This window comes from Streptomyces sp. NPDC048484, assembly GCF_040651415.1.
In the GTDB taxonomy this organism is placed as follows: Bacteria; Actinomycetota; Actinomycetes; order Streptomycetales; family Streptomycetaceae; genus Streptomyces.
This window is the reverse complement of sequence record NZ_JBEZJY010000008.1, coordinates 25,413-51,399: the sequence shown is the minus strand read 5'-3', so window position 1 is coordinate 51,399 and position 25,987 is coordinate 25,413. Positions and strand designations below refer to the sequence as shown.

Sequence of the window (25,987 nt, the reverse complement as noted above, 5' to 3'; positions counted from 1 at the left end):
GGCCCAGGAATTGATGGTGACACCCGGCGAGGCATACGAAAAGCCGCCGGGTGCGTAAGCGACCCGGCGGCTTGGGTGGTACCGGCGGGTCAGCCGGATACTCGGCCGACGAGCGCGTCGCCGATTTCCTCGGTCGAACGGGTCGTGGTGCCGCGCTCCGCGAGGTCGGCGGAGACGGCGTCCTCGATGCGGGCGGCCTCGGTCTCGTAGCCGAGGTGACGCAGCAGGAGCGCGACGGACAGGACGGTGGCGCTGGGGTCGGCCTTGCCCTGGCCCGCGATGTCCGGGGCCGAGCCGTGCACCGGCTCGAACATGGACGGGAACTCGCCGCTCGGGTTGATGTTGCCCGAGGCGGCGACGCCGATGCCGCCGGAGACGGCCGCGGCGAGGTCGGTGATGATGTCGCCGAAGAGGTTGTCGGTGACGATCACGTCGAAGCGTGCGGGGTCCGTGACGAGGTAGATCGTCGCGGCGTCCACGTGGATGTAGTCCGTGGTGACCTCGGGGAACTCCTCGGCCACCTTGTTGAAGGTGTTCGTCCACAGGTGGCCCGCGAAGGTGAGCACGTTGTTCTTGTGGACCAGCGTGAGCTTCTTGCGGGGGCGGGCCTGGGCGCGGGCGAAGGCGTCACGCACGACGCGCTCGACACCGAAGGCCGTGTTCACGGAGACCTCGGTGGCGACCTCGTGCGGGGTGCCCTTGCGGATCGTGCCGCCGTTGCCGGTGTACGGGCCCTCGGTGCCCTCACGGACGACCACGAAGTCGATCTCCGGCTGGCCCGCGAGCGGGGTGGCGACACCCGGGAGGAGCTTCGACGGACGCAGGTTGACGTGGTGGTCGAAGGCGAAGCGGAGCTTGAGCAGGAAACCGCGCTCCAGGACACCGGACGGGACCGACGGGTCGCCGATCGCGCCGAGCAGGATGGCGTCGTGCTGCTTCAGGGCGTCCAGGTCGGCGTCGGTGAGGGTCTCACCGGTCGCGCGGTAGCGCCGGGCGCCGAAGTCGAACTCCTTGGTCTCCAGCTTCACATCCTGCGGAAGGACGGCGGAGAGGACCTTCAGGCCTTGGGCCACGACTTCCTGGCCGATGCCGTCACCGGGGATCACTGCGAGATCGATGCTGCGAGACATGTCGGCACCCTACGCCCCGTCCCACGGGATGACACCGGGCGTCCGCGATACGGACACGACCCGACGGGACGGGCCTACGGATCTGCCTACGGATCCGGAGAGGCGGGAGGGTCGCGCATCATCCCGTCGGCCGCCGTTCACCTGTACGTATGGCGGATGTTGGCGCTCGATGGGAAGTTCACCATCATGACTGCGCCTTTCAGGGAGACACCCCCCGGGCCTCCCGGACCCCCCGTTCCCGATGTCGGCATCCCGCCGCAGCTCGCCCGCCGGATGAGCATGGCGGAGCAGTACGAGTACCTGCGGACGAAGTTCTCCCGCCGCCGCGCCCTGGTGAGCGCGGGCGCGGTGGCCGGCGGGCTGCTGACCGGCTGCTCGGGCTCCGGTTCGGGCTCGGGTACGGACACGGCGAGCCGTTCCGCCTCGCCCCTGTCCGCGGGCTCCACCCCCACCGAACGGGTGGAAGGCGCGGTCGTCGCCCCCTTCGGCCGCCATCTCGCCTTCGGCGCGGACCCGAAGACCCAGATGCGCGTCTCCTGGCAGGTGCCGCTCGCGGTCAGGAAGCCGTACGTGCGGGTGGGGCTGAAGCCCTGGGAGCTGAGCCGGAAGATCGACGCCGAGGTCCGCGACCTGCACACACCAGGGCTCGAAGGCCGGCGGCTCGCCCTCGACCAGTACTACCTGCACGCAGCGCTCGACGGCCTGCGCCCCGGGACGACGTACTACTACGGCGTCGGTCACGAGGGGTTCGACCCGGCGTCCAAGGAACGGCATTCGACGGTCGGCTCGTTCACCACCGCGCCCGCCCGTGCGGAGAAGTTCGTGTTCACCGCATTCGGCGACCAGGGCGTCACCCCCGACGCGCTCGCCAACGACCGTCTGATCCTCGGCCGGGAGCCGGCCTTCCATCTGCACGCGGGTGACATCTGCTACGCGGACGTGACGGGCCACGGCAAGGACTCGGACATCTACGACCCCGCCGCCTGGGACCTGTTCCTCAAGCAGACGGAGTCGGTGGCGAAGACGGTTCCGTGGATGGTGACGACCGGCAACCACGACATGGAGGCCTGGTACTCACCGAACGGCTACGGCGGCCAGTCGGCGCGCTTCTCACTCCCGGACAACGGCTTCGACGCGAAGAACGCCCCGGGCGTCTACTCGTTCACGTACGGCAACGTCGGGATCGTGGCGCTGGACGCGAACGACGTCTCGTACGAGATCCCCGCCAACAGGGGCTACACGGACGGCCGGCAGACGGACTGGCTCGACAGGCGGCTCGGGGAACTGCGCAAGGAGAAGGGGGTCGACTTCGTCGTCGTCTTCTTCCACCACTGCGCCTACTCGACGTCGACGCACGCCTCGGACGGGGGCGTACGGGACGCCTGGCTGCCGCTGTTCACCAAACACGAGGTGGACCTGGTGATCAACGGCCACAACCACGTGTACGAGCGGACCGACGCCATCAAGAACGGCGGAGTGGGCAAGCCGGTGCCGGTCGGCGCGTCGACCGATCCGACGCGGGACGGGATCGTGTACGTCACGGCCGGCGGCGCGGGCAAGAGCCTGTACAGCTTCCCCTCAGGAGTGAAAGACAGCTACGAGGAAAAGGTCGCCGACCGCGAGTCCGTGAAGACCTACCACTGGACCAGGTCGGGGAACCAGAACCCCGACACCGTGGAGTGGTCGCGGGTGCGGTACACCGGCTACTCCTTCCTCTCCGTGGAGGTGGAGGCGGGCTCCGCTCCCCGGCTCAAGGTGTCGGCGCTCGCCGAGAACGGCAGGCGCATCGACCACTTCGAGGTACGGCGCGGAGCGTGAGACCCCGCGCCACCGCGCCACACCATGACTCAGCCATGACTCAGTGACCCGGCAGGGCCTGTTACGGCCCGTCGCTACGGCTCAGTGGCCCGTCGAACCGCCGTTGTCCCTGCGGTCGAGGGCGCGCTGGAGCGCGGCGGCGGCGTTCTTCCGGTCGGACTCGCTGGTACGGGAAACGTGACGGACTCGGCGAGTGGTCGTCTCGGCCATGATGAATCGACTCCTTGCCTCCGGCAGCGGCCGCCGGAAGTGCGGTGAGGGACTACGAGACGCCGGAAGAGGCGGGGAGCGGTGCCGCAGGGGTTGCCTGCCAGGGGCTCCGGCTCACGACCGCCATTCGCTGGGTCGAGCGAGACGTTCGGCTCCTACAAAGCTAAGTGAGGACCGCGCATCTGTCTCCATAGTTAGTCGGACTTCCTACTATCTGAGACGGCCGATTGGGTCACACCGCCCTGACCTGCACTTTCACCGTACGCGGCGAGAGTGCCCGTAGCTCCCCGACCAGTGCGCGCGGCCGGGGATCACGGGCCGTGTGAACCAGGGAGTACGACTACTGAACGGCGCATCAGCAATCCGATGTCTGATGCTGTCAGATGCCTTGACATGCCCCAACACCCCCTTCACTCTCACTTTCATCGCCCAGTCATCGGATGACTGTGACAGAAGGGGTTCCACATGGCGGTCCCAGCCCGGACCAGCACCATCACGCTGATGCTCTGTTCCGCACTCCTCACCACCACCGCGGCGACTCTCCCGGCCCGCGCGGAAACCCCGGCGGCCGCCGCCACGTCATGGGAGGTGCGCGGCCCGCACGGCTCCCCCACGGCCGTGGTCTCCCTCGACCCGGCCGACGGCCGCCCGACCCTCGCGGTGAGACGTGCCGGCCGCACGGTCCTCGAACCGTCCCCGGTCGGACTGGTCACCGAACAGGCCGACTTCTCCCAGGGCCTGACCCTCACCGGCCGCTCCGAACGGAAGGTCGCGGAGCACTACACGGTCCCGACGGGCAAGTCCCACAAGCGCGACGTCCGCATGACCGAGTCCCGTTTCCGCTTCCGCACGGCGGCCGGGGCCCGCATCGACCTGCTGACCCGCGTCGCCCCGGACGGCGTGGCCTACCGCTACGTCCTGCCCGGCGACCACGGCGACGTGGTCCGCGAGGCCTCCGCCTTCACCCTCCCCGCCACCGCCGAGGCCGTACTCGGCCGCTACCGCGCGGACAACGAACTCCCCTTCAGCCGCTATACGACGGCGGCCACGGCCCCGGCGGGCACGTACATGATGCAGTCCCTCTTCAAGACGGACGGCGGCTACGCCCTGATCGCCGAGTCGGACCTCTCCGGCGACTACTCGGGCGCCCACCTCACCCACGCCGCCGGCTCACCGACGTACGGCGTGGGCCTGTGGAACGACGAGCCGGTCCAGGTGTCCGGCAGCCTCACCACGCCCTGGCGCGCGGTGGTCACCGGTGATCTGGCGACGGTCACCGAGTCCACGTTCACCGACGACCTCGCCCCCAGGTCCCGCGTCCGCGACACCTCCTGGATCAAGCCGGGTCCGGCCCTGTGGACCTGGCTCGCGGGCGGCAAGGAGGCGGGCCAGAGCCTGGAGGCGCAGAAGAAGTACGTCGACTACGCGGCCGAGCGCGACTGGCCGTACGAGGTCGTCGACGCGGGCTGGTACTACAAGCCCGGCGAGTGGGACGTCATCGACCCCGACTGGCAGAAGAACAACTGGATGCCCGAGCTGGTGCGCTACGGCAAGGAACGCGGCGTCGAGATCCAGGTCTGGCTCCACTACTCCCTTCTCACCGACCCCGTGGAACGCGAGAAGTGGCTCTCCACGCTGGAACGCTGGGGCGTCAAGGGCGTGAAGATCGACTTCATGGACTCGGAGTCGCAGGAGCGGATGCGCTGGTACGACGACGCCCTCAAGGACACCGCGAAGCACCACCTGATGGTCAACTTCCACGGTTCCACGATCCCCAAGGGCATCCAGCGCACCTGGCCGCACGTGATGACGATGGAGGGCGTCGGCGGCGAGGAGAAGCGCAACAACACGCCCGAGCAGCTGGCCTCGCTCCCCTTCACGCGCAACGTCATCGGCTCCATGGACTTCACCCCGGGCGCCTTCCACCGCCCGTTCCGCCCCAACGTCAACTCCGACGCGGGTGAGTTGGGTCTTGCCGTGCTCTACGAGTCCGGCATCCAGAACCTCTCCGGCACTCCGGAGTCGTACGAAGCCCGTCCGCAGGCCCGCCGTTATCTGGAGCAACTGCCCACCGGCTGGGAGGACACCCGCCTGCTCACCGGCGACCCCGGACGCTCGGCCGTCATGGCTCGCCGGGCGTCCGACGGCCGCTGGTTCATCGGCGGTACGTTCGCGGGGGCGGCCCAGAGCGTGGACGTACCCATGCGTCTCGGAGCCGGCAGGTGGCTCGTGGAGACCGTGACCGACGGCCCGTCGGGGCTGGTCCGCGAACCGCACGTCGTCCGTGGCGGCGACAGTCTCACCGTGCCCGTCGTGGCGGACGGCGGCTTCGCGGCGCTGGCCTGCCGCTGGCACCCGGGCCGCACGAGCTGCGACCGCTGACGCACACGGCGTCGGCGCCCCCGCGCGAAAGCACGTCCGCGCGGGGGCGCCGCTGCGCGGTCCGGTACTCGGTCCGGTACTCGGCCCCGTACCCGGCTCGGTACTCTCGGCCCCGTCCCCGGTCCGCCGCGGCCGCTCACAGGGCGGCGGCGACCGCCCGGCGGAAGCCCGTCGGATCCTCGACCCAGGGCAGGTGCCCCGCCGTCGGCAGGGTCGTCCGCCGTACGCGCGGCAGGACCCGCTCCAGCGAGTCCACCGCCGAACGCGGCCGGATGTCCGCCGCCCCGTCGACCACGGCCACCGGGAGGTCGAGCGCCCGGCAGGCGGAGAACAGCCCGGGGGCGCCCCAGGTGCTCGACCGCTCCGCGTTGAGGGCCTTGTTGCAGGCGTCGTTGACGTCGAACCAGGGGTCGGCCATGCGTCCGGCGTGCTCCAGGTCCCGGTCCCGGCCGACGAACTCGACCGACCAGCGCAGGACGGCCACCTCTCCTTCCTCCGACGGAGAGCGCCACTGACGCCTCGTCAGCTCACGGAAGCGAGCCAGCCGTTCGGGCCGCTCGCCGAGCCGGCCGAGGAAGGCTTCCCGATAGGCGTCATGCCAGTCCGAGTCCGGCCCGATCCCCGTACCGCTCACATACACCAGCGAGCCGACCCGCTCCGGGTGGGCCAGCGCGTAGCTCAGCGCCAGTTGCGCGCCCCAGGAGTGGCCGAGCAGCACCATCCGCTCCAGCCCGAAGTGCCGCCGCACGGCGTCCAGGTCGGCCACGAACCGCTCGGTGGTCCACGGCCCGGCGCACCGCTCGGAGCGACCGCAGCCGCGCTGGTCCCAGCGGATCACCGCGGCCGTGTCGGTGAACATCCCCGCCACGTCCCCGAACATGTCCCACAGCCCGGGCCCGCCGTGGCACAGAACGAGTGGCTCGCCCGGCCGCTCCGGTGCGCCCACAGCCGTATGCCGTCGTCGGCGGTCACACTCGTCTGGCCCGTCTGGCCCGTCTGGCCCGTCTGGCCCGTCTGGCCCGTCTGGCTCGTCTCGCTCGTCCAGGTCATGACGGAAGTCTGCCCGGGTCGGCGTCCGGTCCATGTGCGGGGACGTATCAGTCCATGTGCCGGCAGGTCTCAGCCCATGTGCGGGTACGGGTAGTCGGTCGGCGGGACCAGCGTCTCCTTGATGGCGCGGGTCAGCGTCCAGCGCATCAGGTTCTGCGGGGCGCCCGCCTTGTCGTTCGTACCGGACGCGCGGCCGCCACCGAAGGGCTGCTGGCCGACGACGGCGCCGGTCGACTTGTCGTTGATGTAGAAGTTGCCCGCGGCGTAGCGGAGCTTCTCCATCGTGTACGCGGCGGCGGCACGGTCACCCGCGACGACCGAGCCGGTGAGGGCGTAGTCCGACACCGACTCCATCTGGGTCAGCATCTCGTCGTACGCGTCGGCCGAGCTGTCGTCGTAGACGTGCACGGCGAGGAACGGGCCGAAGTACTCCGTGGTGAAGACCTCGTTGGCCGGGTCGGAGCACTCGACGACGGTCGGGCGCACGAAGTAGCCCACCGAGTCGTCGTACGTGCCGCCCGCGACGATCGTGCAGCTCGGGTCCTCGACGGCCCGGTCGATCGCGGCCTTGTTCTTGGCGAAGGACCGCTCGTCGATGACGGCGCCCATGAAGTTCGTCAGGTCGGTGACGTCACCCATCGTGATGCCGTCGACCTCGGCCGCGAACTCCTCCTTGAGGCCGGAGTTCCAGATGGAGGCCGGGACGTACGCGCGCGAGGAGGCGCTGCACTTCTGGCCCTGGTACTCGAAGGAGCCACGGAGCAGGGCGGTCTTCAGGACGGCACGGTCGGCGCTCGGGTGCGCGACGACGAAGTCCTTGCCGCCGGTCTCGCCGACCATGCGCGGGTACGTGCGGTACTTCTCGATGTTGTTGCCGACCGTCTTCCACAGGTACTGGAAGGTCTTGGTCGAGCCGGTGAAGTGGATTCCGGCGAGGTCGCGGTGTTCGAGGGCGACCTTGGAGACCTCGATGCCGTCGCCGGTGACCAGGTTGATGACGCCCTTGGGCAGACCCGCCTCCTCCAGGAGCCGCATGAGCAGCACGGCGGCGTGGGTCTGCGTCGGGGACGGCTTCCAGACGACGACGTTGCCCATGAGCGCCGGAGCGGTGGGCAGGTTGCCCGCGATGGCCGTGAAGTTGAACGGCGTGACCGCGTAGACGAAGCCCTCCAGCGGGCGGTGGTCGAGGCGGTTCCAGACGCCGGGCGAGTTCGCCGGCGGCTGCTCGGCGAGCAGGTCACGGGCGTACTTGACGTTGAAGCGCCAGAAGTCGACCAGCTCGCAGGGACAGTCGATCTCGGCCTGCTGGGCGGTCTTGGACTGGCCCAGCATGGTGGAGGCGGCGAGGGTCTCGCGCCACGGTCCCGCCAGCAGCTCGGCGGCGCGCAGGATGATCGCGGCGCGGTCGTCGAAGGACATCGCGCGCCAGGCGGGCGCGGCGGCGAGGGCCGCGTCGACCGCGTCCTGGGCGTCCTGCTGGGTGGCGTTGCGCAGGGTGCCGATGACGGCCTTGTGGTTGTGCGGCTGCACCACCTGGAACGGCTCGCCGCCGCCCATGCGCTTCTCACCGCCGATGGTCATCGGCAGGTCGATCGGGTTCTCGGCCAGCTCCTTGAGCTTGACCTCCAGGCGGGCGCGCTCGGGCGAGCCGGGGGCATAGCCGTGCACCGGCTCGTTGACGGGGGTGGGGACCTGGGTCACAGCGTCCATGGGTTCCGTACTCCTTAGTGAGCGGGTGTGCGGGTGTTTCGGGGCTCGCGCCCGTGGTGACGATTTGACGACCGGGGAGTCTCGAACCTTCTCGTTCCTTCTCGGTCTTTTTCGGTCTTTTTCGGTCCTTCTCAGTCCTTGGTGAGGGCCGAGCGGGCGAAGAAGAGGACGTCGGCCGGCTTCTCCGCGAGGCGGCGCATGCTGTGCCTGCCCGGGGGACAACCCCCGGACCCCCGGCCGAAAGTCTGCGTCGCCGTCATCTCTCAGCCTCGGGTCAACATGCTGCGGGCGAAGAAGCGGACGTTGGCCGGCTTCTCCGCGAGGCGGCGCATGAAGTAGCCGTACCAGTCGGTGCCGTAGGCGGTGTAGACCCGCATGCGGTGACCTTCGGCGGCGAGCCTCAGGTGCTCGTCGCTCCTGATCCCGTACAGCATCTGGAACTCGTACTCGTCCGGCTTGCGCCCGGCGCGCCGCCCCAGCTCCTGCGCGATGGAGATCAGGCGGGGGTCGTGGGACCCGATCATCGGGTACCCGTCGCCCTCCATCAGGATGCGCAGAACGCGGACGTACGCCTTGTCGATCTCCGGCTTCTGCTGGTACGCGACCTCGGCGGGCTCCTTGTACGCGCCCTTCACGAGCCGTACGCGGCTGCCGTTCGCGGCGAGGCGACGGGCGTCGGCCTCGGTGCGGAAGAGGTAGGCCTGGATGACGCAGCCGGTCTCCGGGAAGTCCCTCCGGAGCTCCTCGTGGATGGCGAACATCGAGTCGAGAGTGGTGTGATCCTCGGCGTCGAGCGTGACGGTCGTGCCGATGGCGGCGGCGGCCTCGACGACGGGGCGGACGTTGGCGAGCGCGAGCTCGTGGCCACCGGGGAGGGCCTGCCCGAACATGGACAGCTTCACCGACATCTCGGCGCGCGTCCCGAGGTTCAGCTCCTTGAGGCGGCCGATGAGCTCCAGGTAGGCGTCACGGGCGATCCCGGCCTGTCCGGGAGTGGTGATGTCCTCGCCGACGACGTCCATGGTCAGTTCCAGGCCCTTGGCCGCGAGGTCCTGGATGATCGGCACGACCTGGTCGACGCTCTCGCCCGGAATGAAGCGGTCGACAACCGGCCTGGTCACCGGGGCCGCCGAGATCAGACGACGTATCCGGTCGCTGCGCGAGGCGGCGAGAATCACGGGACCCAGCACGGGGCACCTCCACAACAAGGCCGGCGGAAGGCCGTACCCGCCCAGGCGGGTCGTTCGGATACGGCACGGATAACCACCGTGAAACCTAGGGATCGCTTCGATCGTCGACCATGGACAGCTGTCACGCATCCGTGCCCTGGATCTCAGACAGATGTATGAAGCCGCGGGGAAATAGGAGAGAATGCCCGAGTGACGCCGGAACACAAGGGTGACTACCAGGAGCTGGTCGACGAGATCTCGGAGCTCCTCGGGGCCCCCGCGACGCTGGAGAACCGCGACTTCGAACTGATCGCCTTCGGCGCGTACGACAGCGAGGACGAGCTCGACGCCTCCGCGCTGGACCCCGTGCGCACCCGTTCGCTCCTCACGCGCCGCTCCACCGCGGCGGTCCGCACCTGGTTCGAGAGTTTCGGTATCGCGCGGGCGAGCGGCCCGGTCCGCATCCCGCCGACCCCCGAGGCGGGTGTCCACCGCGGCCGTGTCTGCCTCCCCGTACGCCATCGGGGTGTCGCCCTCGGCTATGTGTGGCTCCTGGCCGACGACCAGGGCCCCACCGACCGGCAGCTCGCGGCGGCCATGGAGGTGACCCCGCGCATCGGCGCGCTGCTCGCGGACGAGGCCCAGGCGGGGGCCGACCTGAGCCGCGAACTCCGCGCCGTCCTCACCGCCGGGAGTGGTTGGCAGCGCGAGATGGCGGTGGCGGAACTGAGTGCGGCCCTCGGGCCCCGCGGCGAGGGTCTGTTCGCGGTGGTCTGCGTGGCCCCCTGGCCTTCGGCCGACCCCGACGACGCCCCCTCCGTCCTCACGATCCCGGGCGCCACCGCCCTGTGCGCCCTCCCTTGGGTCACCCCCGCCACCGCCACCGCCACCCGTCAGAGCCTGGCCCTGCTGGTCCGTCTCCGCTCCCCGGAGGTCCTCACACCGGCGACGACAGCGGCCGCCCGCCTGCTGGAGACGGCCGAGGCGGCACGGGGGGCGGCAGCAGCGGTCGTGCCCGCACCCGGGCCCGCCCAGCCGGAACCGTCCGACCAGGCCCGGAGCGCCGCACGTACACAGCCGTCCGGCCGGACCCGGGCCGTCGGGGCCGGCCGATCGGCGGAGCCGCACGACCCACGCCCCGGCCCGGCCGCCACCGGCCCCGCCGCCACCGGTCCGGCTGCGACTGGTCCGGCTGCGACTGGTCCGGCCGCGGCCGGGCTCGCCATGGCCGGGATCGCCGCGCCCCGCACCGGCCTCGCCGACCTCGGCGCCGCATGGCAGGAGGCCTCGGCCGCGGCTCGCGCGGCACTGGCCGAGCCCCGGCTGGGCCCGGTCGCGCACTGGTCGTCGATCGGCCCGTACCGCCTGCTGACGACGCTGGCCCCGAGCGCTTCCCACGACCCCGCCGTACGCCCTCTCCTCCCCCCCGTCCACCGCGAACTCGCCCACACCGCCGAGGTGTTCCTCGACTGCGCGGGCCAGGCCGGCCGCACCGCCGCCGAACTGGGCATCCACCGGCAGACCCTCTACTACCGCCTGTCGCGAGTCGAGCAGCTCACCGGGCTCGACCTGGACGACGGCGAGGCCCGACTGCTCCTGCACATGGCACTCAAGGCGCAGCGCATCTGACGGCGTGTAGGTTCCGCGTCTTGATGGACAACGGGCCCGCCCGTGAAATGGGCAATGGATGAGCAATTTCACGGGTCCGTGGTCACTGACCGCTTTCAGTAACTACCGTCCTCCGCATGGCGATCAAGGGTTCAGCCCCGCTGTCGGGAAGGGGCCCGCCGAGCGTACGGGCCGCCTCGTCCAGCTCCGCGTGTGTGGCGGGACGTGCGCATCGGACATCGTCCAGGATGCTCTCCATCCATTCGATCCGCATCGTCTCTCCGTTCAGAAGGTCGGAAGTCGGAAGGTCGGAAGGTCGGAAGTGAGCTGGGCCGGTTCGGGTCGTCAGACGAGGCCGTGCTCGTGGGCGAACACCACGATCTGCACCCGGTCGCGCAAGCCGAGCTTGCGCAGGATGGATCCGACGTGGGTCTTGACCGTCGACTCTCCGGCGAAGACGCTGCGTGCGATCTCGGCGTTGCTCAGTCCCTGGGCGACGGCGACGAAGACCTGCCGCTCCTTGTCCGTCAGGGCGCCGAAGGCGACCGGTGCCGGGGTCGTGGCGCGGACCTGCTGTTCCATGAGGGTGATGAGGTCGGCGGGGGCGAGCACCGCGTGCCCCGCGTGCACGGTGCGAATGGCGTTGCACAGCTGCTGCGGGGTGGCTTCCTTGAGGAGGAAACCGCTGGCGCCGTGGCGGATGGCGGTTGCGGCCCGGTCGTCGAGGTTGAACGTGGTCAGCACCACCACCCGGGGCGGGCGGGTGCGGCCGGTGGTGGGAGAGGGCAGGAAGATCTGCCGGGTGGCCTCGACGCCGTCCATGCCCGGCATGCGGATGTCCATGAGGACCACGTCGGGCCGGCGCTCGTCGACGAGGCGGACCGCTTCGTGTCCGTCGGCGGCGGTGCCGACGACGGACATGTCCGGCTGGGCCTGCACCATCACCTGCACGCCCTCGCGGAAGAGCCGCTGGTCGTCGACGAGCAGGACCCGGATGTCGCGGGTGGAGTCGTCGGGCCGGTTCATCGAGACTCCGTCCGTACCGGAATCCACGCTGTGACCTGAAATTCCTCGCCTTCGCTGCCGGTTCCCCGCTGGATGTCGAGCCTGCCGCCCACCAAGGCGAGGCGCTGCCGCATGCCGGCCAGCCCCAGCCCGGCGGACGCGACGGACTTCGGCTCAGCGGCGATCGCGTTCCGCACCTGGATGCGCAGTTCGTGCTCCCCGGGCCGCTGCGGCCAGTGCCGGTCCAGACGGACCGGAACACTTCTGCGGCCGTGCTTGACGGCGTTGGTGAGCGATTCCTGCAGCACGCGCAGCGCCACGTTCCGCACATCGGGCGCCAGGGGACGTTCGGTGCCGTGCTCGGTGTGGATGACTTCCTGGCCACCCGCGCGCACCCCGGTCAGGATGTCGTCCAGGCGCCCCGCCCGTCCCCCGGCGTCCGCCGGGGCGCCGGTCAGCACGTGCCGCACATCCTGCAGGGAGCTACGGGCCGATGTCGCGATGTTCTGCATGATCCTCTTCATGTCGTCGCGTGCGTCCTCGTCGTCGGGAAGGTACTGGGCCGACTCGGCCTGCGCGAGAATCACCGCCAGCGAGTGGCCGACGACATCGTGGACATCCCTGGCCAGGCGCGCCTGCTCCTCCTGGAGCGCGGCGATCTCCTGGGCCCGGGCGCGTTCGGCGTGCGCGCGTTCCGTGTCCGCCTCGGCGGCTTCCTGCGACCGCTTCGCGGCGCGGGCGCGCTCCGCGAAGCGGACCGTCAGCCCGGCCAGCCAGGGCAGCCCCAGGAGCGTCACGGCGCTGACCAGCACGACGTACGCCCAGTTCGCCCCGGATTGGCTGAGCCAGACGCTCAGCCCGTCGAGGGGCCCCGCGGTCGGCAGCGGGCCACCCGCGGCGGCGTGCAGCAGGACCAGGCCGACGGCGAGGGGGGCGGCCAGGCCACTCAGCCACAGCGTCGACCGGTTCCCCCACCGGGCACAGCCGAACAGCACGCTCGCCTCACCGACCTGGACGAGCAGGAAAGGAGCGGCGGCCAGCACCTGGGCCACGCTCACCAGCGCGGCCAGGGCGAGCGCCGCACCCGGTGCGCGCCGGCTCCCGCCGACCACCGTCGCGGCGCTCGTGACCAGCAGGAGCTGTCGGCCGTCGGCCGTGGACGGGGCGCGCCAGGCCACCTCCAGGAGCCCCAGGAGAAGGACAGCTAGGCCGACGGTCGCGTCCGGAGCCCAAGCACGCCGGTACCAGGAGACGCTCAAACCGTTTCTCCACTCGTGCCGGGGCCGGTCAGCCCAGAACCGACCCGAGGAAACCCTGGTAGATGACCGCGTAGGCGCACAGTGCCAGTGACACGGTTGCCGCCAGCGTCAGCGCCCGCTCACGGTTGCCGCGCCCCATCACCAGAGGCAGCGCCACCATGAGCACCGCACACACGCAGGCCTGCGGCATGTACTGCAGCACGAAGGCGTAGTGGGCGGCCTCCGCGCCGATCGCTCCGGCCACCGCGGCGCCCCCGACGATACGGCGGTTGAGGCTGCCCCGCCGCCACCATGCCCCGGCGGCGCCGAACAGCGGTCCGGCCAGGACCGCCATGACCAGCCACACCAGCGCGTGAGTCAGCATGCCCATGCCGCCACGGCCGAATTCGGCGAACCCGTAGTAGCCGGTGACCAGCCCCACCTCCGCGGCCAGCCCTCCGGCCACCGCCACCCGCACGCCCCGGTCCGCCAGCAGGGCGCCGGCGACGAAGGCGACCGCCGACCAGACCGCCCCCGAGTTGGCGATCTGATTCCAGTTGCCAGGCAGGCAGCCCTGCGCCAGGTTCGTCATGACACCCAGCGCGAGTCCGGCGCCGAGACATCCCGCGACCCTTTTCAGCGCGAAACGGTCCGGCGAGAGCGGTACGACCTCGCGCCTCTGCGTGGCGAACATGTCGGGGCCAGCCCTTCTGCAGCGATCGGCGATGACGTCCCGCCGCACGTCAGACACGGTGCGGCTGAGCAGGCTCCCACTGTCCCGATCCATTGCCTGCGCCGCCTCCGCCTCAGGTACGCGAAGTCGGCACCTGAGGCGGAGGCGGTGAGGGGATGAGTCTGCGAGGTGGCAGCTGCAGCGGATCTTGCCGTTGTCCCGGGGCTCACCAGTGGATGCAGCGGCCGTCGATGCTGTGCTTCCCACCTGCCTAGGCGAGGGGTCTCGGCGCTCGACCCGTCCCTGCGCGCGGGCATCCTCAATCTGCTGGCCGAACTCCAGGAGCGTCTCGGCCTGGGCTATCTGTTCATCTGTCACGACATGGCGCTCGTGCGCCACTTCTGCGAGCGTGTCGCGGAGATGCGCGACGGCCGGATCGGTCGGATCGATCCGACCGTCAGGACGACTCCTCCAGTGTCGCCGGGGGCACCTTCCCGCCCATCGCCTCCATGACCCGCCGCAGCCCCTCGGTGAGTTCACCGGCGTCGGTCGCGGTCTCGGGGTCGAACGTCCACTGCGCGATGAGGCCCATCATCAGGGTCATGTAGAACTTGCCGAGGGTGTCGACGTCCGCCTCCGGGACATCCTCCTCCAGGCCGCCCATCAGCATCGGGATGATGCCGCGCGCCCCTTCCCGCTGGGCCTTCGCCAGGTGGTCGCGCACCCCGGGCAGCTTGTCGCCCATGGCCACGACCTCCATGCTCAGGTGCCAGGGCGAGCCGGGCGTGCGCATGGTCCCGATGATGTTCTTCCAGACCTCGTGGAACCTCTCAAGCGAGCCCGGCTCCGTGCCGGTCAGGCTCTGCCCTTCCCCGTCGAAGTGGTCGGAGATCCCCTCCACGATGGAGATGTACGCCTCCGCGAGCAGCGTGTCCTTCGACCCGTAGTGGTAGCCGATCGACGCCAGGTTGGTCCCCGACTCCCTGACGATGTCCCGCGCGGTCGTCCGGGCGAAGCCCTTTTCCAGCAGGCAGCGCTTGGCGCCTTCGAGCAGATCCTCACGGTGTCCCATGCCGATCAGCGTACCTCCGTGACAGACAACTGTCCCAGACGTACGTATTACACGTTCGTATTACGCAACCGTATTACACAGCCGTATTACACGCTCGTCCTAGACGCACGTTTAATACGTCCGTACAGTCCTCGGCATGAAGAACCCGACAAGTCCGACGAGCCCGAACCCCGACCCCGCGCCGCCTGCAGGGCCCCGAGCCGGACGCCGCGAATGGACCGCACTCGGCGTCCTGATGCTGCCGCTGCTCCTGGTCTCGATGGACGTCTCGGTCCTCTACTTCGCGATCCCCCAGATCAGCGCCGACCTGGAGCCGACCGGCACCCAGCAGCTGTGGATCTTCGACATGTACGCCTTCGTGCTCGCCGGGCTGCTGATGACGATGGGCTCGCTCGGCGACCGCATCGGCCGCCGCAAGCTCCTGCTGGTCGGCGCCGCCGCCTTCGGCGCGGCCTCCCTGGTCGCGGCGTACGCGAACAGCGCCGAGACGCTGATCGCGGCTCGCGCGGTGCTCGGCATCGGCGGCGCGACCCTGATGCCGTCCACCCTGGCGATGATCCGCACGCTCTTCACGGACCCGGGCCAGCGCTCCAAGGCGATCGGCCTGTGGTCCGCGGTGATGACGGGCGGCGTCGCGCTCGGCTCGGTGATGAGCGGCATCCTCGTCGAGCACTTCTGGTGGGGCTCGGTGTTCCTGGTGAACCTGCCCGCGATGGCGCTCCTGCTGGTCCTCGGCCCGTTCCTCCTCCCGGAGTCCAGGAACCCCGCGCCGGGCCGCTTCGACCTGCTGAGCGTGCCGCTGTCCCTGGCGGCCGTACTGCCGGTGATCTACGGACTCAAGGAGATCCCGTCGGAGGGCTGGAACGTCCGCTACGTCGTCTCGGTGACCGTCGGCCTGCTCTTCGCCACGCTCTTCGTCCACCGCCAGCGGACCGTCGAGTCACCGATGATCCCGCCCGCGCTCTTCCGCGGCCGGGGCTTCACACCCGCCGTCACCCTGAACCTGCTGTCGACGTTCGCCATGATGGGCTCGGCGTTCTTCACCACGCAGTACCTCCAGTCGGTGCTCGGCAAGAGCTCCATGGAGGCCGCGCTGTGGGCGCTGCTGCCCACCGTGCTGGTCGGTGTGGCCGCTCCGGTCGCCGCCCAGCTGGTGCAGCGGGGGGTGAACCGCGCGTATGTCGTCTCCGGCGGATTCCTGCTCGCCGCCTGCGGTTACGGACTGCTCACGGCCGCCGATACGGACTCGATGTGGCTGGTGCTCGCCGGGGCCGGCCTCATCGCCTCCGGGCTCGTCACCGTGATGTCCCAGATGATGGACCTCGCGCTGGGCACCGTACCGGCGCAGCAGGCGGGCACCGCGTCCTCGGTCCTGGAGACCGGCGCGGAGTTCGGCGGCGCGCTGGGAATGGCGCTCCTGGGGTCGATCGGCACCGCGGTGTACCGCCACGAAATGCCGGCCACGGCGCCCGCCGCGGCCCACGAGACCCTCGGCGCGGCCCTCGCCGAGGCCCGGCTGTTGCCCGGCCGGGCGGGCGAATCCCTGATGACCGCGGCCCGCGAGGCCTTCACCAGCGGGATGCAGGCGGCTGCGGTCGCCGGGGGACTGCTTCTGGTGGGCGCGGCGGTGCTGGCGTCGGTGACCCTGCGCGAAGTCCGGGTCCGCGAGCCGGAATGTGTCGAGGCCGAGGTCGCCCCCGCCGCTCCTGCCCATTCCCGTCACTGACTCGGGGGCTCCGCCCCCGCACCCCCGTTGCGCAGTTCCCCGCGCCCCTGGGTATCCAGGGGCGCGGGACTGTGACATGTGCGGGGGCCGGCAGCCCCCAGGCGGGTCGGCCGGGCCTCAGACCAGGTCGACCGAACGGGCCTGCGTGGCCCCGATCTCCTCCGCCAGCTCCGTCAGAACCGTCTGCGGAACCGTGTCGTCCACCGTGAGGATGGCGAGCGCCTCGCCACCGACGTCCGCACGGGCGACCTGCATACCGGCGATGTTGATGCCCGCCTCGCCGAGGATCCGGCCGAGGGCGCCGACGACACCGGGGCGGTCGGTGTAGTTGAGGACGACCATGTGGTCGGCGAGCGCCAGATCCACGTCGTACTCACCGACGGCGACGATCTTCTGGTGGTGCTTGGGACCGGCGAGCGTGCCGGAGACCGAGACCTCCTGGCCGTCGCTGAGGGTGCCGCGCACGGTGACCACGTTCCGGTGGTCCGGGGACTCCGAGCTGGTGGTCAGCCGCACCTCGACGCCACGCTCCTGCGCGAACAGCGGGGCGTTGACGTACGACACGGTCTCGTCGACGACGTCCTCGAACACACCCTTGAGCGCGGAGAGTTCGAGCACCTTGACGTCGTGCTGGGTGATCTCGCCGTACACCTCGACGTCGAGGCGGACCGCGACCTCGCCCGCGAGCGCGGTGAAGATGCGGCCGAGCTTCTCGGCGAGCGGCAGACCCGGCTTGACGTCCTCGGCGATGACTCCGCCCTGGACGTTCACCGCGTCCGGGACCAGCTCACCGGCGAGGGCGAGGCGGACCGAGCGGGCGACGGCGATGCCGGCCTTCTCCTGTGCCTCGTCCGTGGAGGCGCCGAGGTGCGGGGTGCAGACGACCTGGTCGAGCTCGAAGAGCGGGGAGTCCGTGCAGGGCTCCTTCGCGTACACGTCGAGGCCGGCGCCGGCGACCCGGCCCTCCTTGAGCGCCGAGTACAGCGCGACCTCGTCGACGATCCCGCCGCGCGCGGCGTTGACGATCCGCACCGACGGCTTGACCTTGTGCAGCGCCTCGTCGCCGATGAGACCGAGGGTCTCGGGCGTCTTCGGCAGGTGGACGGTGATGAAGTCGGAGACCTCAAGGAGCTCGTCCAGCGAGAGGACCTTCACGCCCATCTGCGCGGCTCGCGCGGGCTGTACGTAGGGGTCGTAGGCGACGACCTTCATACCGAAGGCGGACATGCGCTGGGCGACGAGCGCGCCGATGCGGCCCAGGCCCACGACACCGAGGGTCTTCTCGGCGAGCTCGACACCGGTGTACTTGCTGCGCTTCCACTCGCCGTTCTTCAGGGCCGTGTTGGCCTGCGGAATGTAGCGCGCGGTGGCGAGCAGCAGACCGCAGGCCAGCTCGGCCGCGGTCACGATGTTCGAGGTGGGGGCGTTGACGACCATCACGCCGGCCTTGGTGGCGGCGGAGACGTCGACGTTGTCCAGGCCGACGCCGGCTCGTGCGACGACCTTCAGTTTCTTCGCGGCGGCGACGGCCTCGGCGTCGACCTTCGTCGCGGAGCGGATCAGGATCGCGTCGACGTCGGCGATGGCGGGCAGCAGTTCGGCGCGGTCCGCGCCGTTGCAGTGCCGGATCTCGAAGTCCGGGCCCAGGGCGTCGACGGTGGCGGGCGACAGCTCTTCAGCGATGAGTACGACAGGTTTCGAGCTCACGTGAGTCCTCACAAGTCCATTGCGGACGGCCGTCCCGACGGCCGCAGGCGGTGGAGGGAGCGGCGCCGGGGGTTACGGGAACGGGGAACGCACCCGCAAATCCTCGGTGTCGCGATTGCCGCGTGGAAGACGCACGACGCTGTGGGCCCGACGCGTATGTAGTGGAGCAGTCTAGTGGCGGCGCGCCGGTGTTCTCGCGCCTCCACAGAAGGATCACCCGCACGTGCAGGATCCGACGTGCGCAATCCAGCATGCGCGCAATGGAGCCCCTCCGGCGAACGAGGAGCAGGTCCGGGGCGAGCCCCGTGGCAGCACCTCAGGCAGACAGGCACGGCCGTGGTACCGGGCAGTCCCGGCGCCACGGCCGAACCGGCGGAGTCACTCGTCGTCGTTGACCCACGACATGAGCTTGCGCAGCTCCTTGCCGGTGGTCTCCAGGAGGTGGTTCTCGTCCTGGGTCTTGTACTCGTTGTACTTCTTCAGACCGCCGTGGTACTCGTCCATCCAGGCCTGGGCGAAGGTGCCGTCCTGGATCTCGGCGAGGACCTTCTTCATCTCGGCCTTGGTGGCGTCCGTGATGATCCGCGGGCCGGTGACGTAGTCGCCCCACTCGGCGGTCTCGGAGATCGACCAGCGCATCTTCTCCAGGCCGCCCTCGTACATGAGGTCGACGATGAGCTTCAGCTCGTGCATGCACTCGAAGTAGGCGATCTCCGGCTGGTAGCCCGCCTCGGTCAGCGTCTCGAAGCCCGCCTTGACCAGCGCGGCCGTTCCACCGCAGAGGACGGCCTGCTCACCGAACAGGTCGGTCTCGGCCTCCTCGGTGAAGGTCGTCTTGATGACGCCGGCGCGGGTGCCGCCGATGCCCTTCGCGTACGAGAGGGCCAGCGCGAAGCCGCTGCCGGTCGCGTCCTGCTCGACGGCCGCGATACACGGAACGCCGCGGCCCTCCTCGTACTGCCGGCGGACCAGGTGACCCGGGCCCTTGGGGGCGACCATGCAGACGTCGACGCCGGCCGGGGGCTTGATGAAGCCGAAGCGGATGTTCAGGCCGTGGCCGAAGAACAGCGCGTCGCCGTCGTTCAGGTTGTCCTTGATGGACTCCTCGTAGACCTGGCTCTGGATCGGGTCCGGGACGAGGATCATGATGACGTCGGCCTCGGCGGCGGCCTCCGAGGGGGTCACCACACGCAGGCCCTGCTCCTCGGCCTTCGCCTTGGACTTGGAGCCCTCGTGCAGACCGACCCGGACGTCGACGCCCGAGTCACGGAGCGACAGCGCATGGGCGTGGCCCTGGCTGCCGTAACCGATGACCGCGACCTTGCGGCCCTGGATGATGGACAGGTCGGCGTCGGCGTCGTAGAACAGCTCGGCCACTTTGGGTTCTCTCCTTGGTGTGCAGGTGTTGCTCCCCACCGTATGCCGGTGGGATGAGGGGACGTTCCGGGGTCTCGGAATGCGGGCGGCCGACGGCTGCCGGCCGCCCTTTTCCGGCCTTGCGTGAATCTCTTGCCTTGCGTGAGTCTCTTACGAGGACCGCGCGACCTGTACGAGGACCGCGTGACCTGGGCGGCCTACGCGGACCGGTCCAGCGCGCGCAGCGACCGGTCGGTGATCGAGCGGGAGCCGCGGCCGACGGCGATCGTGCCGGACTGGACGAGCTCCTTGATGCCGAAGGGCTCCAGCATCTTGAGCATGGCCTCCAGCTTGTCGCTGCCGCCGGTGGCCTCGATGGTGACGGCCTCCGGGGAGACGTCGACGGTCTTGGCGCGGAACAGCTGGACGATCTCGACGATCTGCGAACGCGTCTCGTTGTCGGCGCGCACCTTCACCAGGACGAGTTCGCGCTGAACGGCCGCGCCCGGTTCCAGCTCGACGATCTTCAGGACGTTGACGAGCTTGTTGAGCTGCTTCGTGACCTGTTCGAGCGGAAGTGTCTCGATCACGTTCACCACGATGGTGATGCGGGAGATGTCGGGGTGCTCGGTGACACCGACCGCCAGTGAGTCGATGTTGAAGCCGCGGCGGGAGAACAGGGCGGTGATCCGGGCGAGGACACCGGGCTTGTTCTCCACCAGGACGGAGAGCGTGTGCTTGGACATGGGTCTGCTTCCTTTACCTACGGCTCTCAGTCGTCTTGGTTGTCGCCGAAGTCGGGGCGGACGTCCCGGGCTGCCATGATCTCGTCGTTCGAGGTGCCGGCGGCGACCATCGGCCACACCATGGCGTCCTCGTGGACGATGAAGTCGATCACGACGGGGCGGTCGTTGATCGAGTTCGCCTCTTCGATGACCTTGTCGAGGTCGTCCACCGACTCACAGCGGATCGCGTGGCAGCCCATGGCCTCCGACAGTTTCACGAAGTCGGGGACGCGGGTGCCGGCGCTCGGCTGCTTACTGGAGCCCTCGGCGGAGCCGCTGTTCAGCTCGGAGGGGCCGGAGTGCAGCACGGTGTTGGAGTACCGCTGGTTGTAGAAGAGGGTCTGCCACTGGCGGACCATCCCGAGGGCGCCGTTGTTGATGATGGCGACCTTGATCGGGATGTTGTTCAGGGCGCAGGTGGTGAGCTCCTGATTGGTCATCTGGAAGCAGCCGTCGCCGTCGATCGCCCAGACCGTGCGGTCCGGCGCGCCGGCCTTGGCGCCCATCGCGGCCGGCACCGCGTAGCCCATCGTCCCGGCGCCGCCGGAGTTCAGCCAGGTCGCGGGCTGCTCGTACTGGATGTAGTGCGCGGACCACATCTGGTGCTGGCCGACGCCCGCGGCGAAGATCGTGCCCTGGGGCGCGAGCTGCCCGATGCGCTCGATGACCTGCTGCGGCGAGAGCGAGCCGTCCTGCGGCTGCTCGTAGCCGAGCGGGTAGGTCTCGCGCCAGCGGCTGAGGTCCTTCCACCAGGCGGTGTAGTCGCCGGCGTGGCCCTCGCTGTGCTCCTTCTGCACCGCCTGGACCAGGTCGGCGATGACCTCGCGCGCGTCCCCGACGATCGGCACGTCGGCTGCGCGGTTCTTGCCGATCTCGGCCGGGTCGATGTCGGCGTGGACGATCTTCGCGTGCGGGGCGAAGCTCTCCAGTTTGCCGGTGACGCGGTCGTCGAAGCGGGCTCCGAGGGCGACGATCAGGTCGGCCTTCTGCAGCGCGGTGACGGCGGTGACCGCACCGTGCATGCCCGGCATTCCCACGTGCAGCGGGTGGCTGTCGGGGAATGCGCCGAGCGCCATCAGGGTGGTGGTGACGGGCGCTCCGGTGAGTTCTGCGAGGACCTTCAGTTCGGCGGTGGCACCGGCCTTGATGACGCCGCCGCCGACGTAGAGGACGGGCCGCTTGGCCTGGGTGATCAGCCGGGCCGCCTCGCGGATCTGCTTGGCGTGCGGCTTGGTCACCGGGCGGTAGCCGGGCAGGTCCTGGGTGGGCGGCCACTGGAAGGTGGTCCGCGCCTGGAGGGCGTCCTTGGCGATGTCGACCAGGACCGGGCCCGGACGGCCGGTGGAGGCGATGTGGAAGGCCTCCGCGATCGTCCGCGGGATGTCCTCGGCCTTGGTCACGAGGAAGTTGTGCTTGGTGATCGGCATGGTGATACCGACGATGTCCGCCTCCTGGAAGGCGTCCGTACCGATCGCCTTGGAGGCGACCTGGCCGGTGATCGCGACCATCGGCACGGAGTCCATGTGCGCGTCGGCGATCGGCGTGACCAGGTTGGTGGCGCCGGGGCCGCTCGTCGCCATGCAGACGCCGACCTTGCCGGTGGCCTGCGCGTAACCGGTGGCCGCGTGACCGGCGCCCTGCTCGTGACGGACGAGCACGTGCCGCACCCGCCTGGAGTCCATCAGCGGGTCGTAGGCCGGAAGGATCGCGCCGCCGGGAATGCCGAATACCGTCTCGGCCCCGACCTCCTCAAGAGAGCGGATGAGGGACTGCGCGCCCGTCACCTGCTCGGGGGCGGACTGCTGTCCTCCGGAACGGGGCCGCGGCTGCGGATGGTGGCCCCCGGTGGCCTGCTCGGTCATCGGCATTCTCTTCTCGATGCTGAGGGTTTTTGCGAGTTTTGTGCGATGTGCGGTTACTGGTCGACAGTCACTGGTGCAACAAAAAACCCCTCGTGCCGTGAGGCAAGCGAGGGGAGCGCGTCGGGTGCGGTCGCTGGGAGTTCCGGGTCATCGATCCGGTGCGTCCCAGCTCAGCCGACGCGCTTTCCAAGTACGAGAATTCGGGTGCGCATGGCACAGACCCTCTCTCTGGCACGCAGTGCGTGTCAAGTGGGTGGGATGGGGGTCTCATTATGTGAGCGGAGGGCGGTTCCGGTTCCGTAGCCTCCCGAGGCCGCCCCCGCCGCGTACGCACTCGCGCCGCCACCTGCGTAGACGCCACTGCCGCCACCTCCCATGAACACGGGCTCGACCGGCCCGTGGGGCATGGGGTAGATGCTCGCCGACAGGGCGCGGCGCATTCTGTACTCGTCCAGCGGCCCGGAGAAGGCCATGCCCTGCCCGTGGGTGCAGCCCATCGAGCGCAGGGCGACGACCTGCTCGGGCAGATCCACGCCGTCGGCCACGGACTGCAGCCCCAGATCGTTCGCGATACGCAGCAGCCCGCCGGTGATCTTGTGGAGCCGGGCGGACTCGACGACGCCCTCGACCAGACCGCGGTCCAGTTTCAGTACGTCGACGGGCAGACGGCGCAGCGCGGCGATCGTGCCGTAGCCGCTGCCGAAGCCCTCCAGGGCGATACGGACACCGAGCCGCCTGAGCGCCTTCAGGCGGCGTTCCAACTCGTCCAGGGAGACCTTGGGATCCGTCTCGGCCAGTTCGACGATCAGGCCGCCGGAGGGCAGTCCGTACCGGGTCAGCAGGGCCTCCACGGAACTCAGGGGCATGGAGCGGTCGAGGAGTCTGCGGGCGGTCATCCGGACGGCGACGGGCACGGCCAGCCCGGTGGCGGCGCGCTCGGCGGCCTGCTCGACGGCCTCCTCCAGCATCCAGCGGCCGAGCTCGGCGGTGCGGTCGCTGTCCTCGGCGACGCGGAGGAACTCCGCGGGTGTGAAGAGCACCCCCTGGGCCGAGCGCCAGCGCGCCTGCGCGGCCACCGCCGTGATGCGGCCGGTGTCCAGGGCGACCACGGGCTGGTGCAGCAGCGCGAACTCGCCGTCGTGCAGGGCGGCGCGCAGCCGGGTGGCCAGTTGCGCCTTCCGTGCGACGTCCTGCTGCATCTGTGGCGCGTACAGCTCGACACGGCCCTTGCCCGCCGCCTTCGCGCGGTACATCGCCAGGTCGGCGTTGCGCAGCAGTTCGCCAGCGCCCAGGCCCGGCTCGGAGAAGGACACGCCGATGGAGGCGGCGACGCGGACATCGTTGCCGTCGATGAGGTACGGCTGGGAGAGCGTCGTACGGAGCCGGTCGGCGAGCTCGAAGATCTGGCGCTCGCGCGCGGCACGGTCCCGGGAGCCGTCGCCGACGATCAGGGCCGCGAACTCGTCGCCGCCGAGCCGGGAGGCGGTGTCGCCCTTGCGGACCGCGTCCTGGAGCCTGCGGGCGGCCTGTACGAGCAGTTCGTCACCGGCCTGGTGGCCGATCGTGTCGTTGACCGCCTTGAATCCGTCGAGGTCGATGAAGAGCACGGCGGTGCCCTGGTCGGAGGAGCGGCGGCCGGAGAGCGCCTGCCGGACGCGCTTGGTGAACAGGGCGCGGTTGGGCAGGTCGGTGAGCGGGTCGTGTTCGGCGTTGTGCTGCAACTGGGCCTGGAGCCGCACCCGCTCGGTCACGTCACGGCTGTTGAAGATGAGGCCGCCGTGGTGACGCTTGACGGTCGACTCGACGTTGAGCCAGCCTCCCCCACTTCCGGCTTCGCCCGAGCGGGAGGTGCCCCCACCGCCGGACCTGAAGCGGCACTCTATGCGGGTGGTGGGTTCCTCGGCGGGGCTGGCGGCGAGGAAGCGGCGCACCTCGTGCACCACGCAGCCGAGGTCCTCCGGGTGGATCAGCGAGGCGAGCTCGGAGCCGACCAGTTCCTCGGCGGGGCGTCCGTAGACCCCGGCCGCGGCCGGGCTGACGTACTTGAGGATGCCGTTCGGGGCGGCGATCATGATGACGTCGCTGGAGCCCTGCACCAGGGAGCGGAAGTGGTTCTCCTTCTGTGCCAGTTCCTGGGCCAGGGTGATGTTGTCGACGAGCATGATGCCCTGGCGCACGACGAGGGCGAGCACGACCGTGCCCCCGGTGACAAGCACCACGCGGTCGACGCTGCGGCCGTTGAGCACGTTGTAGAGAATGCCCAGCGTGCAGACGGCGGCCGCCAGGTAGGGAGTGAGTGCCGCCAGCGAGCTGCTGATGGGCCGGCCGGCCGGATACCGACTGTGGCCTCCTTCCTGGAGGGGCACGTGTGCCGGTTGCCCCTGCCGGGGCCCGGGCACGTAGCCGTACACCACGCGCGTGTGCCCCTCTTCTTCCGGTTGTCCGTGTCGTTGCCCCACCCAGGGGGCGTAGGCGAGCAGCAGTGATCCGGCGAACCAGCCTGCGTCGAGCAGCTGCCCGGAGCGGTAGTCGTTGTGCAGCAGTGGCGAGGTGAACAGGGCGTCGCACATCACGGTCAGGGCCAGCGCCCCGATCGCGGTGTTCACCGCCGAGCGATTCACCGCCGAGCGCCTGAAGTGCAGTGCGAGCACCATGCTCACGAGGGCGATGTCCAGCAGCGGGTAGGCGAGCGACAACGCGGTGTGGGGGACACTCGGCCCCTCCGCCTTCGCCGCCTGGGCGAGCGCGAGGCTCCAGGAGAGCGTGAGCAGCGAGCCGCCGATCAGCCACGAGTCGAGGGCCAGACACACCCAACCGGCCTTGCTCACCGGTCGTTTGGCGAGGACGAGCAGTCCCACGATGGCCGGCGGCGCGAAGCACAGGAAGAACAGGTCGGCCCAGCTCGGGTTGGGCACCGGGCTTTCCAGGACGACCTCGTACCAGCCCCAGACGAGGTTGCCCGCCGCCGCCATCGCGGAGGAGAGCGAGAAGAGCAGCCATGCGGGTCGAAAGCGGCTGCGCCGGGTGCGGGCGTAGAGGAAGCAGGAGACGGCCGCGGTGGCGGCCGCCGCGCTCAGCCCGAAGTCGCCCATGATCAGAGCGACTTCCGGTGTGCCCCAGCCGAGCGCGGAACCGACGGCGTATCCCGCGCACATCAGGGCGAGGACGAGCTGCGGGACCATGCTTGCCCCACCCGCCATGGTCGGCCTGCGGACCGGCAGTGCCCTCAGGGAGTTCACTGCACTTCTCCGGCCCGAGCCGCCCCCGAGTCCCTCTGGTCCCGGTGTGCCGGGTGTGCGTGCCTCCTGCGGCCGCCCGGCCGTCGGTGGTGATGGCCGCTGCGGCCGCTTCTGCGCATGGGTGGACACCAGGGTCGCCGTCGACGGCCCCGCCGCGTCGGATCGTTGGTCCATAGGCCGTGCATCGCCCGTCGCCCCCCTCGCTGTTGCTGTCTCTCAATCCCCGGCGCCGAATGATGCGCGGCGC

The 25,987-nt window shown here is 70.1% G+C and carries 19 protein-coding genes; 4 read left to right on the top strand and 15 right to left on the bottom strand.

Going from position 1 to position 25,987, the window contains the following annotated elements:
• Positions 1-89: 89 nt before the first annotated feature.
• Positions 90-1,130: a 3-isopropylmalate dehydrogenase gene (locus AB0D14_RS10230; RefSeq protein ID WP_362776704.1), complete on the bottom strand. Its 1,041-nt coding sequence runs from the start codon at positions 1,128-1,130 to the stop codon at positions 90-92.
• 186 nt (positions 1,131-1,316) lie between these two features.
• On the opposite strand from AB0D14_RS10230, the gene AB0D14_RS10225 reads away from it, so the two are divergent.
• Positions 1,317-2,948, top strand: a complete 1,632-nt coding sequence (locus AB0D14_RS10225) for a metallophosphoesterase family protein (RefSeq protein ID WP_362776702.1) — start codon at positions 1,317-1,319, stop codon at positions 2,946-2,948.
• Between the two features lie 81 nt (positions 2,949-3,029).
• Here the strand turns inward: AB0D14_RS10225 and AB0D14_RS10220 are convergent, their stop codons facing one another.
• Positions 3,030-3,158 (bottom strand): hypothetical protein, encoded by a 129-nt coding sequence (locus AB0D14_RS10220; protein WP_362776700.1) that lies wholly within the window; start codon positions 3,156-3,158, stop codon positions 3,030-3,032.
• A 465-nt stretch (positions 3,159-3,623) separates the two neighbouring features.
• Here AB0D14_RS10220 and AB0D14_RS10215 point away from each other — a divergent pair, with 465 nt between their 5' ends.
• Positions 3,624-5,540 (top strand): glycoside hydrolase family 97 catalytic domain-containing protein, encoded by a 1,917-nt coding sequence (locus AB0D14_RS10215; RefSeq protein ID WP_362776698.1) that lies wholly within the window; start codon positions 3,624-3,626, stop codon positions 5,538-5,540.
• Positions 5,541-5,676: 136 nt separating this feature from the next.
• Here the strand turns inward: AB0D14_RS10215 and AB0D14_RS10210 are convergent, their stop codons facing one another.
• The 4 genes from AB0D14_RS10210 to AB0D14_RS10195 all read right to left on the bottom strand — a co-directional run bounded on the left by AB0D14_RS10210 (position 5,677) and on the right by AB0D14_RS10195 (position 9,490).
• The gene (locus AB0D14_RS10210) at positions 5,677-6,486 is read right to left on the bottom strand and encodes an alpha/beta hydrolase (RefSeq protein WP_362776696.1); all 810 of its coding nucleotides are present in this window, start codon (positions 6,484-6,486) and stop codon (positions 5,677-5,679) included.
• 173 nt (positions 6,487-6,659) lie between these two features.
• Complete coding sequence (pruA, locus tag AB0D14_RS10205; RefSeq protein WP_362776694.1) at positions 6,660-8,300, bottom strand: L-glutamate gamma-semialdehyde dehydrogenase; 1,641 nt, start codon at positions 8,298-8,300, stop codon at positions 6,660-6,662.
• 131 nt (positions 8,301-8,431) lie between these two features.
• Entirely contained in the window at positions 8,432-8,560 is a 129-nt protein-coding gene (locus AB0D14_RS10200; RefSeq protein ID WP_362776693.1) for a hypothetical protein, read from the bottom strand.
• A 3-nt stretch (positions 8,561-8,563) separates the two neighbouring features.
• Complete coding sequence (locus AB0D14_RS10195; RefSeq protein ID WP_362776691.1) at positions 8,564-9,490, bottom strand: proline dehydrogenase family protein; 927 nt, start codon at positions 9,488-9,490, stop codon at positions 8,564-8,566.
• A gap of 189 nt (positions 9,491-9,679) precedes the next feature.
• On the opposite strand from AB0D14_RS10195, the gene AB0D14_RS10190 reads away from it, so the two are divergent.
• Positions 9,680-11,098 carry a helix-turn-helix domain-containing protein gene (locus AB0D14_RS10190; RefSeq protein WP_362776688.1) on the top strand — a complete coding sequence of 473 codons (1,419 nt, stop codon included), beginning with the start codon at positions 9,680-9,682 and terminating at the stop codon, positions 11,096-11,098.
• Positions 11,099-11,422: 324 nt separating this feature from the next.
• Here AB0D14_RS10190 and AB0D14_RS10185 read toward each other — a convergent pair whose 3' ends face one another.
• The 4 genes from AB0D14_RS10185 to AB0D14_RS10170 form a co-directional block, all read right to left on the bottom strand.
• Positions 11,423-12,103, bottom strand: coding sequence for a response regulator transcription factor (locus AB0D14_RS10185; protein WP_362776686.1), 681 nt, complete (start codon positions 12,101-12,103; stop codon positions 11,423-11,425).
• The gene (locus AB0D14_RS10180; protein WP_362776684.1) at positions 12,100-13,341 is read right to left on the bottom strand and encodes a histidine kinase; all 1,242 of its coding nucleotides are present in this window, start codon (positions 13,339-13,341) and stop codon (positions 12,100-12,102) included. Before AB0D14_RS10180 ends, AB0D14_RS10185 begins: the two co-directional genes overlap by 4 nt.
• 28 nt (positions 13,342-13,369) lie before the next feature.
• Positions 13,370-14,014 (bottom strand): DUF6518 family protein, encoded by a 645-nt coding sequence (locus tag AB0D14_RS10175; RefSeq protein ID WP_362776682.1) that lies wholly within the window; start codon positions 14,012-14,014, stop codon positions 13,370-13,372.
• A 436-nt stretch (positions 14,015-14,450) separates the two neighbouring features.
• Positions 14,451-15,065, bottom strand: coding sequence for a TetR/AcrR family transcriptional regulator (locus AB0D14_RS10170; protein WP_362776680.1), 615 nt, complete (start codon positions 15,063-15,065; stop codon positions 14,451-14,453).
• A 136-nt stretch (positions 15,066-15,201) separates the two neighbouring features.
• On the opposite strand from AB0D14_RS10170, the gene AB0D14_RS10165 reads away from it, so the two are divergent.
• On the top strand, positions 15,202-16,791 hold the full coding sequence (locus tag AB0D14_RS10165) for an MFS transporter (RefSeq protein WP_362776679.1): 1,590 nt from the start codon (positions 15,202-15,204) through the stop codon (positions 16,789-16,791).
• 117 nt (positions 16,792-16,908) lie between these two features.
• On the opposite strand, the gene serA is transcribed toward AB0D14_RS10165, so the two are convergent.
• The 5 genes from serA to AB0D14_RS10140 all read right to left on the bottom strand — a co-directional run bounded on the left by serA (position 16,909) and on the right by AB0D14_RS10140 (position 25,701).
• Positions 16,909-18,498 carry a phosphoglycerate dehydrogenase gene (gene serA / locus AB0D14_RS10160; protein ID WP_362776677.1) on the bottom strand — a complete coding sequence of 530 codons (1,590 nt, stop codon included), beginning with the start codon at positions 18,496-18,498 and terminating at the stop codon, positions 16,909-16,911.
• Between the two features lie 378 nt (positions 18,499-18,876).
• Entirely contained in the window at positions 18,877-19,875 is a 999-nt protein-coding gene (gene ilvC / locus AB0D14_RS10155) for a ketol-acid reductoisomerase (protein WP_362776675.1), read from the bottom strand.
• Between the two features lie 197 nt (positions 19,876-20,072).
• Entirely contained in the window at positions 20,073-20,600 is a 528-nt protein-coding gene (gene ilvN, locus AB0D14_RS10150; protein ID WP_362776672.1) for an acetolactate synthase small subunit, read from the bottom strand.
• A 26-nt stretch (positions 20,601-20,626) separates the two neighbouring features.
• On the bottom strand, positions 20,627-22,507 hold the full coding sequence (locus tag AB0D14_RS10145; RefSeq protein WP_362776670.1) for an acetolactate synthase large subunit: 1,881 nt from the start codon (positions 22,505-22,507) through the stop codon (positions 20,627-20,629).
• A gap of 239 nt (positions 22,508-22,746) precedes the next feature.
• Entirely contained in the window at positions 22,747-25,701 is a 2,955-nt protein-coding gene (locus tag AB0D14_RS10140; protein WP_362777026.1) for an EAL domain-containing protein, read from the bottom strand.
• Positions 25,702-25,987 lie beyond the last annotated feature (286 nt).

What these genes read in the sequence shown, in the direction of transcription:
- AB0D14_RS10200 (WP_362776693.1), bottom strand. Translation starts at nt 8,560, where the DNA reads ATGACGGCGACGCAGACTTTCGGCCGGGGGTCCGGGGGTTGTCCCCCG.
- AB0D14_RS10215 (WP_362776698.1), top strand. Translation starts at nt 3,624, where the DNA reads ATGGCGGTCCCAGCCCGGACCAGCACCATCACGCTGATGCTCTGTTCC.
- AB0D14_RS10185 (WP_362776686.1), bottom strand. Translation starts at nt 12,103, where the DNA reads ATGAACCGGCCCGACGACTCCACCCGCGACATCCGGGTCCTGCTCGTC.
- AB0D14_RS10175 (WP_362776682.1), bottom strand. Translation starts at nt 14,014, where the DNA reads ATGTTCGCCACGCAGAGGCGCGAGGTCGTACCGCTCTCGCCGGACCGT.
- AB0D14_RS10230 (WP_362776704.1), bottom strand. Translation starts at nt 1,130, where the DNA reads ATGTCTCGCAGCATCGATCTCGCAGTGATCCCCGGTGACGGCATCGGC.
- AB0D14_RS10165 (WP_362776679.1), top strand. Translation starts at nt 15,202, where the DNA reads ATGAAGAACCCGACAAGTCCGACGAGCCCGAACCCCGACCCCGCGCCG.
- AB0D14_RS10170 (WP_362776680.1), bottom strand. Translation starts at nt 15,065, where the DNA reads ATGGGACACCGTGAGGATCTGCTCGAAGGCGCCAAGCGCTGCCTGCTG.
- AB0D14_RS10140 (WP_362777026.1), bottom strand. Translation starts at nt 25,701, where the DNA reads ATGGCGGGTGGGGCAAGCATGGTCCCGCAGCTCGTCCTCGCCCTGATG.
- AB0D14_RS10220 (WP_362776700.1), bottom strand. Translation starts at nt 3,158, where the DNA reads ATGGCCGAGACGACCACTCGCCGAGTCCGTCACGTTTCCCGTACCAGC.
- ilvN (WP_362776672.1), bottom strand. Translation starts at nt 20,600, where the DNA reads ATGTCCAAGCACACGCTCTCCGTCCTGGTGGAGAACAAGCCCGGTGTC.
- AB0D14_RS10145 (WP_362776670.1), bottom strand. Translation starts at nt 22,507, where the DNA reads ATGCCGATGACCGAGCAGGCCACCGGGGGCCACCATCCGCAGCCGCGG.
- pruA (WP_362776694.1), bottom strand. Translation starts at nt 8,300, where the DNA reads ATGGACGCTGTGACCCAGGTCCCCACCCCCGTCAACGAGCCGGTGCAC.
- AB0D14_RS10225 (WP_362776702.1), top strand. Translation starts at nt 1,317, where the DNA reads ATGACTGCGCCTTTCAGGGAGACACCCCCCGGGCCTCCCGGACCCCCC.